The sequence below is a fragment of the Paenibacillus sp. JJ1722 genome, from assembly GCF_048282685.1.
GTDB lineage: Bacteria > Bacillota > Bacilli > Paenibacillales > Paenibacillaceae > Paenibacillus > Paenibacillus polymyxa_B.
This window is the reverse complement of sequence record NZ_CP182500.1, coordinates 4,483,084-4,499,349: the sequence shown is the minus strand read 5'-3', so window position 1 is coordinate 4,499,349 and position 16,266 is coordinate 4,483,084. Positions and strand designations below refer to the sequence as shown.

The window sequence follows — 16,266 nt, the reverse complement described above, 5'->3', positions numbered from 1 at the left end:
TTATCCTGTCGGAGCTTGGATATGGTCGGTGTACACTGAAGTATTCGGTTTAATCGCTTTGTATCGCAGCTCGATTTCAGTCACACCATCCTCGAATGTAATGTACAGTTTGTCGCTGTACTCCATGACCGCTTTTTTGTTGCGGGCTAATCTGATCTTTCCATGCTGTAAGGCACAGCGTGTATCATGTTTCACGATTAGGCTCCCTTTTTTGCCTGCGGAAAATAGAATCCGTTCCGCTTCTGGCAACGGTTCGTGAACGTCAAGCGTACGGAACAACTCCTGTAAGCTGACCTTACGACCCGGAAAGGAGGTGAGCGGCCAAGATTTTACCGGAATCTCCTGTCCACTTGCTGTAGCGAGAAAATATCCTTCGATTCTTCCGGCAAACTGCGGCTTCGGCCGCAAGAACCAATACAGAAAAGCGGCTACCACGACACTGATGGCTACCGTCCACTTAATGGCTGTATACCGGGATTGTACGGAAACGGTTAGTGTAGCGCTGCTGGATGCGCCTTCCGGATCGGTAGCGGTAATCTTTAGCTGAGTGTCACCTGTGTGGAGCTCGGATAGCAGCAGATCATTACCGTTAATCTCAGCATGGACCGCATCCCCAGAGGCTTCTGAATCCAGCTTATAGTTCAGCTTGTCATGATTCGGGTCAATGATAAAATCCGATAAACTTCGACGGGAATCGCCGTCTTCTTTTACCAGGCGAATCGTCAGGTCTTTCAAGACTTGTGGCGCTGCATTGGCCGCGTGAACTTTATGTACAGTTCCCTTACGGTACCATTGCGGACTATCCAGGGATAGCTGCCATGTATAATCCCCGGTTTGAGGGAACGCATATTCGGTATGGAAGGCTCCTGACTTATAGGTCATAGGCACCTTTTTGGCTGTGCCCCCCTTTGGAGTAACTATAATATGGGCTTGGAGAGACGTATATACGGCTTCATCCGTAAGCTTTTGACTGTCGGGTAACAGGAGCTGAGCTTGAAACGGTGTGGCTTGACCTTTCAGCAACTGCACAGGCTTGTCGCCATGAGTTGCCGTTGCTTGCTTTCCTCCCATGGTAGCTTCGGCTTCCAGTCGATAGCTGCCAAGTAAATTGATTTTTACCAAATCCCCGCGTATGCCCCGTAGTTTCAACTTCACTTTACCTGCCTGTGGATGCTCGATTTTTAAAATCGCATATCGGCTCGACTTGTACCTGCGGACATTTTCTGAATTGGAATATAGCTGTGTTTCCAGAAGGGGATGCTCCGACAAAAGCACCAGATTGGCTTCCTCCATACTAGAATCAGGTAGAGTTACAGTTAATTCTTGCATCTCGCCAGTGGTCGTAATTGCAGCAATTGGAACGAGCTTGGAGCGAATTTGACTGGCGAAAATACGGTTCAGAATTTCCGGCAGATCCTCGGCACTACTCGTAATAAAAGAAGCTCCACCCGTTTGAGAAGCGATCCGTTCGAGTTCTTGTCGGTTCACTGTGCCATCATGGTTCAGACCAATCGTGTACACCGGATATCCCTTGGTCTGTGCAGATTTGATGACAGAGGACACATCGTTATTGGAGTCACCTTTAGATCGGGAACCAGAGGAGGCACCAAAATCAGTCTCTCCATCTGACAATAGAATCATAAAAGGCTGACGCCCTTGGGATGCTCCTGCCGCTAGCAGCTCCGAGCCTTTGCGCAACCCAAGTCCCAAATCCGTATAACCGGAACGGTTTAGCGTTCTGATATCCTGCTGGATTTGGGATTTTTGCGCTGCCACGGCAATCGTAGTCAGTGGTTTCGAGGCGACCACGTTGTGATTGTAGGCAACGAATCCTACGCGTGTGCGGTCTGCATCACTCAAATCCATAAACATATTGATGACTTCGGCAGCAATGCCCTCAGGATCAGTATCCCTCATGGAATAACTGGTATCCAATACAAAAACGGCATCATAACCCTCGATCGGGACAGCACCCAAAGATGCTGCATTAGCCTGATTTACAGTGCAAATGCCCCCATTTAAGCCCATTTGTAAAAATAGTACAAAAGTCATGAAAACAATAATCCCTAGTTTCCTTATTCTGAACATAAGCTCCTCCATCGTCGAGACCAACATGGGGGGATCAACTCTCCTAATCCTTGGGATATAAGGGATAAAGGATCAAAACAGCTGATAAACCTCACATTAGCCATGAATTTGATTCTTTTACGCTTATCAGAAATATCCAATGGACTTCTATCGGTAATTGGGTTCCATTTGTGAATATTTCCCTGAAGAAACAGGTCTAACATATCATGAAAATTACGTATTCACGCATAAAATGAGTCAAAATGCCCTGTTTCAATCTGAGACTACAGAAATTGACAAAACTGAAGGGTACTTTGTATGATAGCTCTCGTATCAACGGCAAAAATTGGGATTGAAGTTAGGAATACGAAATCATAAATTTAAAATTTCTGTGTTATCTGACTTTTGAATTTGAAAAACATCTCATTTGTATACTTTGCCGTTAAAAGCCGAATAACGCTTCGGACCGATTTTCGAGGTTACATGCCTGTACCGTAAATGTGGTATAAGCTCAATCCTTTGACGAATTTAAATGTTAAGTAGGGGGGAGGAGGCAAAAGAACTAAAAATGAGTATTCGTCCGTTTCAAATTGGACATCCCGTGTCCGTATATGGAGCAATGGACCTATAACTCATACTTTATTCATTTGCCGACAGCGATGGAAATCATTTATCAAACCAACCGTACAATGCTTTTTGAAGAGATTAACCCGGAAAAGCTGGACCTGATCACCATTGTAGGTGATGTGAAGGGTATTGACAGCTTGAGCGATGAAAAGATCAAGGAAATTAATCAGCACCTTCTGGTGCGCAGCTTTGACGAATTTTTGGATAAGTTTTCACCAACCGTGTATTCGTTTTTTAACGCGGCCAATCAAAAAGTCGTCTACACCCTTAAAAAGCCAGAGGGAATTGATGAGGATAGCATTTCTGAAATTCGTGTAAATCAAAGTAATGACTTTCTGAAAATGTTGTTTACGCTCATCGATACCAAGCGCAGTCAAGGAATTACAAATGTAGATTTCAAATTTGAAAATCTGCTGGATATGATTTCACCGAAAAAGGTCATGGATGATATTCGTCAAGTCCGCAAAGAGATTCACTATATGTATGGTGAATACGACAAGCTGGATGATGGCGATCCAAAGAAACTCGACATGGGTGACAAGCTGAATGGAATGTTCGAGGAAGCGAGTCAGAACTATAACAATGTTATGGCTATGCTCCCACTGGCAATTGAGGACATCAAAACCCGCCTTCTGCTCGGTGGCGCCCAAGAGGAAAACTCCGGCGAGCTGATTCAGGTGGGTATGCTCTCCATTGGGGAAAGCGGCGAACTGAAAATTATTGAAGCGCCGAAGAGCGACAGTACTGAGCTGATGTTATTGGATGAGAACAGCACTGGCGATCTCTCCCAAGTATTCGAAGAGGATTATAACTCCATCACAGATACGCCTTCTGACTATGTGAAGGATTTGGTGGTTCGCACGTTTGTGCCACTGCCGGCAGTTCAGACCAAGGTGGATACAGCGGTTGAAGTTCAAAACTACAACACGTATCTGGAGTTCTATAAAAATGCCAAGGACGATTTCGTAAAGGCAGTTAAGCCGCTTGTGGAGAAAATTCTCGGTGTCAAAATGTTCTTCGATCAATATGCAACGAAGAGCAAAGGCATGCTGCCGACAATGCTGGTGGCGAACAACAAGCTGGACATGCTGGTGAAAAGCAGCAATATCCCGCGCCTGGAAACATACCTGAACACTGTGAATGCTAAGAATGAATTCAGCGACACGATCTGGTTCGGTATCGTTCCATCCGTCGAGCTGGAAGCAGCCGGTAAGGTAAAGGTTTCACGTGAACGCTTCAAGGGTAACGAGAAGGTCGTTAAGCAGGGCGGAAATTCTATGGAATCGCTCTCGATGCTGCTGCAAGTCGTGAAGGATTACAAAATTCAAATGTTCTTTAACTTTGAATCCGGTGAAGAAACGACTTTCAACAGTATGGCGACAGCAGGTATCGACAAATATGTCGATAAATGTGCCAGTCTCGTTCGCAGAGAATATAGCGAATTTGCCATTCCTTGTGTACCGAACTTTACGATTATTCCGAAGGACAAATCGGGTGTCATTATCGACAGCAAAATGCTACAGACCGAAGATGGTGTACAGCTCTCTAAGGAGAAAGAGGATATTCTCAAGCTGTGGATCGAGGGCGTTTATGTGGGTGCAGCCTATGTTGCCGCCGGCTTGGTCGCTTCCTATCAGTGTCCTGAATACCTGCGTGAGACGTTCAAAACGGTCAATAAGAACTTCCCTGGCGTACGCTTCGACATTGAAGCGGGAGACAACAGTCTGCGCACGGTGACGACGATGGCCAAGGAAATCACCGGATTCACCAACACGATCAAGGATGCCATCAACCGTAAAAACTTCGGCTTTGTATTCTCGTCGGAGAATGCTCAGATCCAGGATAAGGATATCCGCCGGATTACCGTCTACAAGGCGAGAAGCATGGCGATGTCCGAGGACGGTTTTGACTCCATCTACAAGACGCTGGTCAGCACGTACATTGAACGTATTTTGCGCTACCAGACAGGGGACTTCAAACACGAAAATATCGTCCGCTTCTTCAGTAACAATCCGAGCAGTCAGAAGAGCAAGTGGCTGAGCAGCAGAGGATCTGTTAACTCGATCATTCAGGACGGAGACGATATGAGCTTCATTATTGATGAGAAAAGCAATATGTGCCATATCGATCTGGTCTTCAACGGTAATGTGAAGAACCTGGAAGTCATGATCACTAAGGGAACCAGCTCGGTCAAATCATGATCCGAGCACTACGAAAGATGTTAGAGGCGTTTCTATCCAGAACCGCCTTTATACATAAATCGCGGAGAAGCTCTGCATCTCCCGCCATCATATTACCTAATTTCAAGGAGGCAACACACATGGGATTCAGATTGAAAGTAGAAGGACAAGAAACAATCGAGCTGGGCTTGGATAACATCCAAACGGTTATTTATGACACCGATACACCGGACGATTCCAATGCACGCTCCACTGACGTAGGCTCCACGCTGCGCATCAGCGGCAAAATCATCACAGCAGTAGATGGTGACAGCGCGGATGACACGCTGAAACTGGCTCTGTGGTCTCTGGTTCCTGCTGAAAAAGCAGACAGCTACCGTAAAGTAACACTGGAAGTTATCGCAGCTGATCAAGTTGTGCGTAAAATCCACTTCCCGAATGCTTTCGTTGTAGACTACAACGAGCACTTCGGCGACACAGAAGGTGTAGGTGCATTTACACTCTACATCAAACAAAAGAAAGACAAAACCGAGCTGGCTACAATCGACGGCGGATATCCGGTTTAAGCTTAACGTCTTCACGTTAAGTGCAGCTTAAACACACACTCACCCGGCACACAAGTGCAGGGTGGATAAATATTAAGAGGCCTACGGGTCTCTTAATATTTATTTTTTTCGGAGAGGGGAACATCACACAATGACCAACTACTATGAGCTGCTCGGTGTCAGCCGGGATGCTTCGGAGGCAGAGATTAAGCAGGCTTACCGTAAACTGGCCAAAAAGTATCATCCTGATACCAACCAGGGAAGCGAGGAAGCAACGCGCAAGTTCAAGCTAATTCACGAGGCTTACAATACCTTGCGTGACGAAGCATTGCGGCAGGCATACGATGCCGAGCTCATCCGAAAAACTGAGGGAGCTGGCGGGGAACAGCGAGAGAGAGGCAGAGGGGCTGCATCCTCCGGCGGTGCGCGTACGGCAGCCAAAGGATTCAATCCAGCTGATATAGGAACTGATTTTGAGCAATTTTTTGGTTTTCATCCGAAAACGAAGGAGGGCTCACCAGGGAAAAAAACGAAAAAAACCGGTGATCCGACGGATACCTCAGCGATGTTTAACCAATTTTTCGGTATTCGTAAAAAGTGATGATTTCAGGATAGAAATGGGGGAAGCAAGCAGTGAAAACGGCGCAGAACAGATGGGTTTTCATCATAGATGTTGCCATGTTCGGGCTGATGCTGGCGATCGCCTTTTATGTGTTTAATCGTACAGGCTACAGCGGTTTGAAAACCGTGGTCGCGATAGGTATTGGAATCGGCGTGCTTGTATACATATTGCGCAATCTGGTGTCCGTTGTACCCGTGGCCAAGCCAAAGGCACAACGTCATCGGATTGCCAAGCTGGTGTTGATTGATGAAGAGGGCGAGTCCATTAAAGAATGGTATATCGAAGGCGAAACGTCGCTCTTAATCGGTAAAACAACGTCACGTTCAGAGGCGGATATTGATTTGGTAGGTACAGACTATGCCTCCCTGGTAAGTGTGGAGCATGCGGTACTTAACCGGGTGAACAGCGACTGGTTTGTGGAGGATGTGGATTCCGGTAATGGTACAGGCTTGCGGTCTGCCAACGAAAGTGTAACCAAGAAGTTGGAAAGCGGTGAGCCATACCGGATTTACTCAGGTGACTTATTATATATTGCCAATACGAGACTGCTCGTTAAATAGATGAGGATGCTGCAAAATCCTTAGATCGCTGAAAAGACAATTATGACAATGGGGGAAGGAACCGACTATGAGTTTGACAAGATGCCCGAACGGACACATGTTCAGTACACGAAAGCACGGAAATACGTGTCCTTATTGCAACACGGTAGTAAATATAGCTGCACCCAAGAGCGCGGAGCCAGCGGCGAAAACAAACGTCGCAGGAGATAATGACAAAACAATGCCGTATTTGGGTGAGACGGTGGGCATTCATCCGGTAACTGGATGGCTGGTATGTATCGAAGGAGCACAGGTGGGTCAGGACTATCGCATTATGGCGGAGAAAAACTTTATCGGGCGCGCAGAGGAAATGCATGTCCGCATTATCGGGGACAACACGATTTCCCGCAGAAATCATGCGGTTATTGTTTATGATCCGAAGAAACGTAACTTTTACTTGCTGCCAGGCGATTCATCAGGTTTGGCGTACCACAATAACGAGGCGGTATATTCACCAGCAGAGCTGGCTGCCTATGACGTGATTCAGCTGGGACACAGCAAATTTATCTTTATCCCGCTGTGTGGCGCCCATTTTGAGTGGGATAACGAAAACTAGGACGGAATTGGGCAATGGTGCAGGGAGGTAACGATATGCAGCCTTATTTTGTTGTAAGTGGAGCTGCGGTACTATTCGCTGTTCTGCTCATGATCCGTATACGACTGACGCGAATTTCCGGCAGCCGTACCGTGAGTGGAATTGAGATCGGAAATGGTCAAACGATCGGGAGCCGGAGCGAGCAGGATGATTATTTCTCCAGTATGACGACACCTGTCGGTACGCTGGCTGTTGTCGCAGACGGTATTAGCGGACTGGCCAATGGACGTATGTCCAGTACCTTGGCTGTGACGACTTTTACGAAGGCGTTTGCCAAGCTGGAAGATGCAACAAATTTGAACGGATATTTTGCAGAGGCGGCAACTCAAAGCAATCGCGGCATTTTGCAAAATTTGAATGGACAGGGCGGAGGAACGACGCTGGCTGCGGTCATTGTGTGCGGTTATCAGCTGTATTACGGAGCGGTGGGCGACAGCCTGATTACGATTTACCGTAATGGTCATTTCCAAACAGTCAATTCCAAGCATACAGCGGAAACACTGCTGGAGGAACGAGTGCTTGCTGGACAAATGACCTCGGAGGAAGCCAAAACGAGTCCAGTGCGTAATCAACTGGTCAACTACTTGGGCTATGAGGGCTTTGAGAGCATGGAGCTGGGTAGTGCACCGATTCGTCTGTATTCGGGCGATCATGTGCTGCTGTGCAGCGATGGCATTCAGGAGGCGCTGACGGAGATTGAACTGGAAGAGATTATGCGCAAGGGTGGAACACCACAGGAAACAGCGGATGCCATGATCGACGCCATTAATGATAAGGGCTTTAAAAGTCAGGATAATGCAACAGTACTTATTTTGGCGATAGGATGAAACAAGAAAGACGGGGGTAGCGATGCGCAAGGACAACAGCGATTTTAGTACCGCCTTTGTGTCGGAAGCGGGCTCTTACATAGACAACCGGGACTATTTTGCATTCATGGAGACGGACGACATGGCCTGTTATGTCCTCGCAGACGGTCTGGATTCGGATCAGGAGCTGCGCAGCGCAGAAATGGTTGTCAAAACGGTGCTGGAAAACTTCATGGAGAAGCCTTCCATGTCCAAACGGCGCTTGATGAGAGATCTGCGTGAAGCGCAGGATTGGCTGCAATTTGAAAGCCGTCGTGTTCGGCTCAAAGCCAGTCTGCTGATGGTAGTGACCAACTACAACAAAATGGTGTATGTTTCGTGCGGTAATGTGCGACTATATCATTTTCGCAATGGAAGGCTTAATTTTCGCAGTAAGGATCATAGCCTGGCTCAGTCATTGGCAGATGATGGACGCATTCCAGACGAAGCGACCAGCACACATGAGGAACGAGGCAATCTGCTGGAATACTTGGGAAATCCCAATGGAGTTCATGCCCATTACGCCAAAAAGACGCAGCTTGCAGATGGAGATGTAATCCTGCTCGCTACGTCAGGGATGTGGGAGGACGTCGAGTTGGCGGAAATGCTGGGAGCACTAGAGGAAGCGAAGGACCCGGTCATGCTGACGGATACATTGGAAGAGGTTCTGCTAAGCAAACAGCACCGGACGGTGAATAATTACACGGCAGCGGCCATTTATGTAAATAAAGTTTTTCAGGAAAAGCCTAAAAACCGCCGTAAGCTGATCAAACGGATTTTGATTGCGTTGCTTGTCTTTATTGTTGTGGGCGGGGGAGCATGGATTACGCTGGCTCGTATGGCTGCGAATAAGGCAGCTGCACTGGAAACGATGATCGAATCAGCCCAAGCCGCAGACGATTATGCAAGGACAGGAGATTATGCGAAGGCGCTTAAGTCCTACAGCGAAGCGAAAAACGCGGCGGTTAAAATTAACGATAAGATTCATAAGCGACTGTATACAGCCGAACAGAAACTATCTCAATTGCTGGTGGACGGAGACGGCTACGTGGAAAAGGCGGACTTTACCAAAGCTGAAGCCAGTTACGAGAAAGCACGGAAAAGCGCCGGGCTATATCCACCGTTTAATGTGAAGGATATTGAGCATAAAATCGATCAATTGGACAGCTATACCGAGACAGCGAGCTGGATGAAGGACGGAGATTTAAAATTTCAGGGCGGCGATTACACGAATGCGCTTAAGCTATACAAGAAAGCAAACAAGGCTGCGATGGAATCCGGTTATACGTCCGCGCAAAAAGAACTGGAGAAGAAAATTACCGAGGCCAACGATAAATTGACAGCTATTCAGCAGCAGCTCAAGGAGATTCAAGCTGGAAAACTTCAGGCCAAAGGGGATCGGATGATGAAGGATCTCGATTATGAAGGGGCCATTGATGCCTATAGCGGGGCACAGGAAATTTATCAGGAGATCGATAAGCTCGAAAGTGTTCTGGCATTGGAGCGGAGCATAGCCAAGGCGGAAGAAAAGCAGAGCGCGGAGCAGCAGAAAAACGGTCAGCTTCCTGCTGCATTGGGATTGTCTGACGGAGCGTTGAACGACACGGACGCAGGGGACGCAGCGGGTGGAGCTTCATCTTCCGCTGCTGCAATCCCTGCTGCAGAATCGCAAACGAAGGCTGCGCCAACGGCTTCAGCGGGAACTACACCTGCGAAGAAGGAAGCCTCTTCGGCTGCAAAGAGCATGAGCACAGGCGATGGAACTGCCCCTTCGGCCAAGGTGGATACCAACAAAGAGCAAGGAACTGCTGATTCTGCTTCTAAAGCAGCAGGGGCGTCTGATTCAGAGAACCAAGATCGGGCTGCTGCGAACGGAAGTTAAGTTTTTCATGTTCAATGAAGCTGGAGCCGGAAAGGAGTGAGACGTCGTGAAAGAGCTGGTACAAGACCGTTTGAGCAAGATGGACGATTTAGAGCAGAGACGTTTACTGAAAAATATGATGGCGGGGGTATTTATGAACCTCGTCGAATATCAGGAAGAAATGACCCGCCAGCTAGAACGGCGGGTATTTGAGGAAATTGAGAATACGGAAGAAAAGATTGATGTGTACGTGTCATTGACATCGCGTGAGGACTATGACCCGATTCATGAATTTTTATATCCTGTGTTACCGTCTGATACGGAAGAAAAGCAGATGGACATCAGCCGTGTGGCAGAGGTGGTACGCGAAGGCGGTGCGATGCCGCTGTTTACGCTTTTTCTTGAGATGGAGACCGAACGAATCTCAGCGCTGGTGCGCAGCAAGCGAATTTTCTCAGGAATGTTGGTCACGGAAACCGGCAATTATCCGATTCGTTTTCGTTTGGAGCATAACCGTTCTTATATTTTGGAGATTGAGCAGTTATATCATACCTTTATGCAAAATGGCATGCCGTGGAAAACAATTAATCACCCATACGCTTATAAGTTTGTGGACTGTGTATTGATTGGTGGAGACGGCGAGCCGGCTGCCCATGAAGAAATTCATGAAATTACAATTTCATTGGAGGAATTCGATGTTTTTAAGAAGGGCGACGTTTTTCCTCTTTGGAACATTGAAAGGCTATCTCTAAAGAACAGCGGTTTTCCTATACCCGCTATGGATCGTGTGAATTATGAGCATGTGCTGCCTTTGCGAAAAACAGGTCCTGAGCATGGTTATTTGATTGACGGGACTGAAGGTGATATCCGGTATATCAAGCGTACAGAAGAGGAACTGACGATTGTCACACCACGTGATAAGTCTGGCGAATGGAATGTGTTGAAGGTTACGAAGCCTGTTACAACGAGACTTAGTCGTCAGACTTATCCGTTATTGTCCAATCGGCGACAGGACAGCTTTTTGGGCCGCTATGCAGGAAAACAGGCCGTGATTGTCCGTGCCAAAGCGGAAATCATGCGCATCGTAAACTCGTTTGAAGCAGCGCAGGGGCTGGAGCTGGAACGTGTGGACATCTGGGGAGGTGCAGGGAGAAATGATGTAAGCAACCTGTTAACCAAAACCCAGACGTATCCATTAAATCCGTTTGTCAGCGATAACGTACGGACAGAGGAAGGAAAGCAGATCATGCGTTTGGGGTTCAGACGTGGTTCTGACGATGTTTTGCCCACCGCGCCTGCTTATATTTTATCCGATTTAATGAGCTTTCTGGTATCGGAAGTGCAGATGTATTTTCCAGAGTACAAGTGTGAAGGAGAATGGGTGTGAATTACGTCTGGGATTTGCTCATGCGCGCGAGAGAACAGGGGCTGGATGTAGATAAATTCCGCTTCGTACCCGCTGTCAGCTACTCTCCGTATATGGAGCTTAGTCTGGCAGAGTTGAATACTTCCCATTTGGAGCAGGTAGTGGAAATAAATCCGTACTACCGCTTTTATTCTATTTTTCGGGATCTGTTTCCACCGGATGCTGAAGAGTATCTGGAGCTGAGAGAATCGCTATTTGATATTATGATGCATTTTCTGGCGGAAATGGACTTGTATCAAGGGATGAATCGGCGGGAGTACCATATCCGGTTTATTCGGCGTGATATTGCAGAGGGCATTTTTGGCCCGAAGGTAAAGGAAGGCTTTGGACAATTAAACCGTGAGGATCAGGACGCGATTGCTGAAGGACTGCTGCGGCTGTATGAGACGGGAGAAGCCGTACATCTGCTAAAAGAAACGATGCGGCGCATCTTTCATCGCTCAATCATTTACACCAATTGTGAGGAAAAAGACGAACTGCTCATCTATATCGGCCAAGAGGAGACACCGTTGTCACGGATTAAAGTGGATTTGATTCTGGATTTGTTTCTTCCGGCACGTTTTACGACGGAATTGTATTGGACAAGTCATTTCGGCATTTTAGAGGAAGATCCTACGATGAAAATAGACGCTATCGCCCTCTATTAAGGCTAAATGGCTAAGAAAGGACATGTGAACGATGAACGGACCCTATACATACAGGTTGCTAGACCCGCTCACCGATCGAAAAAGCATACGCTTCACGGCGAAATACACGCGGGCGGAATTGGAACAAATGACGACCTTTCAGTTACGCGGAATATGCGATAAGGAACGACTGGTCGAGGGCTTTGCCAATCGCCTGGCGCGTGAAGAATTGATTCGCGTGATTTTGCGATTTCGGAGCGCGGAAGAGCATTTACTCATCACAAGGCCGAACCCTGGCGGTTTTGAACGCATGGAATCGGCTCTACAGCGAAACTGGAACGACCGTCGGCAGGAGAGCAGCGGTATCCGGGTTCCCGCTAAAATCATGCTGTATCAGGGTGTACGCACAGGTCGCATGGACAACTACCGGATCGAATCCGATTTGCCCTGGCTGAGCTCATCTAATGTGCTGCTGGTGAATGCGACAGGAGAACTGTGCGGTGTTTTGAATTTGGTGAAGGATGAGGGACGAACAGGCGTATATTATCTTTCTCGTCATCGCGACGCTGAACTGCGAGAGACGTCCAATCATAGTTATAGCCTGCTATTTCTGCGAAGACAGGAATCAGAATATTTTTATAACCTCTACTATGGAGATAAGCCGATGCTGCCGCTGAAGCTTCAAGGTCACCGGGTTCCGGTGGCAGAGCTGATCGTTCGAGGCACGGAAACTACAGATGCGGTACTTGCGATTGATTTTGGCACCTCTAACACCACAGCAGGTGCTTATTTGGATAGTTCCTACGTTACGGCCCCTGATACAGGTATGAGCAGCACAGTAAGGCTGAACGCCATCAATTATGTGTCATTCCCCGGCCCAGAAGGGGCAGAAGGCGACTGGATCGAAGTATTGCCGACTGCTATTCGCGTCGCAGACTGCTCCAATCCAGAACATATCCTTTATGTATTTGGGGAGGATGCACTACGTGGATCTGACGTGGCAGGCAGCCGTGCGACAGTATTACGGGGAATCAAGCGTTGGGTCAACGATTATAAGCGAATCGAGGAATTAATGGATTCCGAAGGGAATACAGCAACTGCCTCCCGCAGCGATATTTTAGCTGCTTTTATCCGTTATGTGATTGCTACAGCCGAGCAGCAATTTAAGTGTCGGTTCCGCAATCTGCACTTTTCTGCTCCGGTCAAGCTGCAGCCCCAGTTTATAGAGATGTTTAGCGATATTTTGCCTGATTACCGGATTGAAGCGGAGGATGCGTTGGACGAAGGGCTGGCGGTGCTGTACAACACGCTGGCAGACCAGATGGAACGAGGGACTTTTGCGGACGGTGAGGAGTATCAGGCACTTGTCATTGATTGTGGTGGAGGCACGACAGATTTGTCTTCCTGCCGATTCCGAATTGAGGACGGACGTATTGCTTACAAGCTGGATATTCACACAACGTATGAAAATGGGGATACCAATTTTGGCGGAAACAATCTGACGTATCGGATTATGCAGTTTATGAAAATTGTATTTGCAGGTTATTATGCTGCGGAGACTCGTTTGCCTGACACCGATATTGATGCCCTGATCGGTATTCCTTCGGGAGATTTGTACCGTCATGTGGATGAGTTTGGTGTAGATGCTGTATATGCGGGACTGGAGGAACGCTACCGTGAGGCAGAGGCCATCTTGCCTACCGCATTCAAACAGTATGAGCATGCTACACGGGATGAATATCAGCGGGTACTGAGTAATTTTCATCTGTTGTGGAGCGCGGCAGAAAATATGAAAAAGGAATTTTTTCTACGTACGGGGATCTTGCGCAGCCGCTTCGAATCCGAGCAGGTATTATCTGCTGAAAGCGACCTGAACATTGCAGTGATGGATCGTTGGCTGGTTTCAGTCATCGAGAACGGACGGTTTCGTGATGAATATGGTTTGCCTGATGTGGTGTTTAACATTCGGGAGATACAGCAACTTCTTAAGGCAGACATCTACAATATTGTGCGCAAGTTTCTGGATGATTTTTATCTGGAGGGGCGCTTGCAGGATTATTCGATTATCAAGCTAACCGGGCAGTCCTGCCGGATTGACGTATTTCGCGAAGCACTCAAGGAATTTGTACCAGGGCGCAGTATTGAGTTTCGTCAAAAGGCAGAGGACCTCAGCCGGGTACCTGAGTTGAAAATGGCCTGTCTGCGCGGGGCTATCCGTTACCTGAACGCTAAAAAAATGGGCACGATTGAGCCTGTCATTACCAATCATATTCCGGCTATTCCGTATACGGTCAGCGCATGGACACATACGGGACGCGAGAAGGAGCTGATTGCGAGTTTGGAGAGCAACCGGGTACGCGGTTCTATTTCCCGGCCGTCTCATGCGGCTGAGGTGGAGTTCTTCCTGACGGCCGACGGTGGCAAGCTGCGTCAGCGCCATGTGTATCGTAGTCGGCCAGAAGCTTTTGAACCCATGCCGTATGAGGAAATTGCCGTGTTGTATGGGCGGGATATCCCGCAAGATGATACGGACTCCATCCGCAATGAGGAAACGAAATATTTTGTTTTTGTCGGGGATAGCCGCTGGGGCTTTTATGTAGTCCCGATTACCCGCCGAGATGAATTGTTGCATCTGGGTCCCAAACGCTTTTTTGCCTTCGAAAATGATCTCTCCGAGCTGGATTTCTTTGACGGCACGAAATAATTGAATAAGAAAAGTAAACACATTTGGAGGGGACAGCATGCTGTATGCGGGTTTTTGGAAACGCACCTTAGCTTATATCATCGATAGTCTTATTCTATGGTTTGTATTTTTAATAATTGGATTGATCTGGATTGTAATTCGGGCCTTAGGGGATTGGGTACCCTCTCCAGCAGAAAGCTCTTTGCTCTCAGACGGATCGCCTTATATTTTTACAATGAAAACAATAGGACAGACCTTGCTGAATTGGGGGGCTATATGGCTATATTATGCGCTTATGGAATCATCCAAATGCAAAGCCACGGTGGGCAAGCTGGCTCTCGGCATCGTTGTGGTAGATGAGTTTAATCACAAGCTCAGCTTTGGACGTGCAAGTGCCCGCTACTGGAGTAAGCTTATATCGGTCATCATTTTGTTCGTCGGCTTTATCATGGCAGCCTTTACGGCGAGAAAACAGGCCCTCCACGATCTAATTGCCCGTACCTATGTTGTGGACAAACGCGAGCTGGACTATATCCTTCGTGAGCAGGCTCAACGGGGAGCCGGGATGTAAAGGTGGATAAATAGATTCTAAGATTATTATGAACCGTAGTTTTCAATCAGGGGGAGCACGATGGATATACGCAGATTTTTAGAAAAGAATATTCGCCTATTTACTGGACTACTTGGAGTAAGTAAAGCTCAACCCATCGATGATGCAGTTCCTGTTCCGCCTCCTGCACCCGGTGTGAATCGGCTATCTGTTCCCCTAAATAAAGAAGAATAGGGAAAGGAGGGGAGCACCATGTTAACGCATATCGTTCCGAAGTTTGAGAAGGGCCGTATTCTTAAAACCGAGATGCTAGAGAACCTGCGAGACTACCCTCGCAGTTTTCTGGATATCCGGTATCAGGATTTTTCGGATGGCATTATTACCGGAATGAACGTAACTGTAGGGGAGTACACGCTGACCATTGGTAGAGGCATCGTGAAGCACAAGGACAGACTATACCTGCTGGAGCAGGAGCAGGAAGTGCCGTATGCGGCCACGGGGCGGCTGTCGGTGTTGAAGCTGCTCTTTTTGGAACAAACAGATCGCCCGGATTTCACAGCCCATCATGCAGATATCGTGCTGGAGGATGAGGCAGAGATCGGTCTGGATGAGATGGAGCTGGGCCGATTCAAGCTCAAAGATGGAGCCGTGCTTCGCTCGGATTATCAGGATTTTGCTGACATGGCTACCGAATTCAATACATGGAGCGATATTTATGCTCCTTTTGCGGGTTTGAAGCAGAGTACATTGCGCCCGGAAACGATGCGCTACTTCGCATCCGAACTGCTTAAAAGTGGTGCCACAGATCCGATGGATTGTATGTTTGCGCTTATGTGCCTGAACCTGGAAGCCGTGGACAGAGAATCTATCCAGCATTACATTGCAAACCGAAATGGTGCGGAATACAGAGATTATTCTCATGCTCAGTTGCATAGACAGCTAGTTCTTATTCTAGAAGGCGCCGGACGTGGAAAACGAACAGCAGGCCGTTGGCAGGGCGGCGGAGCAGGACGGATGATTGTGGATTAGAAAATCAGGTA

Annotated in this window: 14 protein-coding genes; 13 read left to right on the top strand and 1 reads right to left on the bottom strand. The window is 47.7% G+C overall.

Going from position 1 to position 16,266, the window contains the following annotated elements; genetic code table 11:
• Complete coding sequence (locus ACM1ND_RS19935; protein WP_254664483.1) at positions 1-2,088, bottom strand: vWA domain-containing protein; 2,088 nt, start codon at positions 2,086-2,088, stop codon at positions 1-3.
• A 638-nt stretch (positions 2,089-2,726) separates the two neighbouring features.
• On the opposite strand from ACM1ND_RS19935, the gene ACM1ND_RS19930 reads away from it, so the two are divergent.
• The 13 genes from ACM1ND_RS19930 to ACM1ND_RS19870 all read left to right on the top strand — a co-directional run bounded on the left by ACM1ND_RS19930 (position 2,727) and on the right by ACM1ND_RS19870 (position 16,255).
• Entirely contained in the window at positions 2,727-4,895 is a 2,169-nt protein-coding gene (locus ACM1ND_RS19930) for a hypothetical protein (RefSeq protein ID WP_023989860.1), read from the top strand.
• A gap of 119 nt (positions 4,896-5,014) precedes the next feature.
• On the top strand, positions 5,015-5,440 hold the full coding sequence (locus tag ACM1ND_RS19925; RefSeq protein WP_013311475.1) for a hypothetical protein: 426 nt from the start codon (positions 5,015-5,017) through the stop codon (positions 5,438-5,440).
• A gap of 130 nt (positions 5,441-5,570) precedes the next feature.
• Positions 5,571-6,020, top strand: coding sequence for a J domain-containing protein (locus ACM1ND_RS19920; RefSeq protein WP_023989859.1), 450 nt, complete (start codon positions 5,571-5,573; stop codon positions 6,018-6,020).
• Between the two features lie 32 nt (positions 6,021-6,052).
• On the top strand, positions 6,053-6,601 hold the full coding sequence (locus ACM1ND_RS19915) for an FHA domain-containing protein (protein WP_028542469.1): 549 nt from the start codon (positions 6,053-6,055) through the stop codon (positions 6,599-6,601).
• 67 nt (positions 6,602-6,668) lie between these two features.
• Positions 6,669-7,196 carry an FHA domain-containing protein gene (locus ACM1ND_RS19910; protein WP_028542470.1) on the top strand — a complete coding sequence of 176 codons (528 nt, stop codon included), beginning with the start codon at positions 6,669-6,671 and terminating at the stop codon, positions 7,194-7,196.
• Positions 7,197-7,231: 35 nt separating this feature from the next.
• Positions 7,232-8,062, top strand: coding sequence for a PP2C family protein-serine/threonine phosphatase (locus ACM1ND_RS19905; RefSeq protein WP_023989856.1), 831 nt, complete (start codon positions 7,232-7,234; stop codon positions 8,060-8,062).
• Between the two features lie 22 nt (positions 8,063-8,084).
• Positions 8,085-9,962, top strand: a complete 1,878-nt coding sequence (locus ACM1ND_RS19900; RefSeq protein ID WP_028542471.1) for a serine/threonine protein phosphatase — start codon at positions 8,085-8,087, stop codon at positions 9,960-9,962.
• Between the two features lie 46 nt (positions 9,963-10,008).
• Positions 10,009-11,328, top strand: coding sequence for a hypothetical protein (locus ACM1ND_RS19895; protein ID WP_023989854.1), 1,320 nt, complete (start codon positions 10,009-10,011; stop codon positions 11,326-11,328).
• Entirely contained in the window at positions 11,325-12,014 is a 690-nt protein-coding gene (locus ACM1ND_RS19890) for an iron-dependent peroxidase (protein WP_071558382.1), read from the top strand. Before ACM1ND_RS19895 ends, ACM1ND_RS19890 begins: the two co-directional genes overlap by 4 nt.
• 31 nt (positions 12,015-12,045) lie before the next feature.
• Positions 12,046-14,697, top strand: a complete 2,652-nt coding sequence (locus tag ACM1ND_RS19885) for a molecular chaperone (protein ID WP_076295854.1) — start codon at positions 12,046-12,048, stop codon at positions 14,695-14,697.
• Positions 14,698-14,734: 37 nt separating this feature from the next.
• Positions 14,735-15,247 (top strand): RDD family protein, encoded by a 513-nt coding sequence (locus tag ACM1ND_RS19880; protein ID WP_076295853.1) that lies wholly within the window; start codon positions 14,735-14,737, stop codon positions 15,245-15,247.
• 60 nt (positions 15,248-15,307) lie between these two features.
• On the top strand, positions 15,308-15,460 hold the full coding sequence (locus ACM1ND_RS19875; RefSeq protein ID WP_023989850.1) for a hypothetical protein: 153 nt from the start codon (positions 15,308-15,310) through the stop codon (positions 15,458-15,460).
• 18 nt (positions 15,461-15,478) lie between these two features.
• Positions 15,479-16,255: a hypothetical protein gene (locus tag ACM1ND_RS19870; RefSeq protein WP_023989849.1), complete on the top strand. Its 777-nt coding sequence runs from the start codon at positions 15,479-15,481 to the stop codon at positions 16,253-16,255.
• The last annotated feature ends 11 nt before the right edge of the window (positions 16,256-16,266 follow it).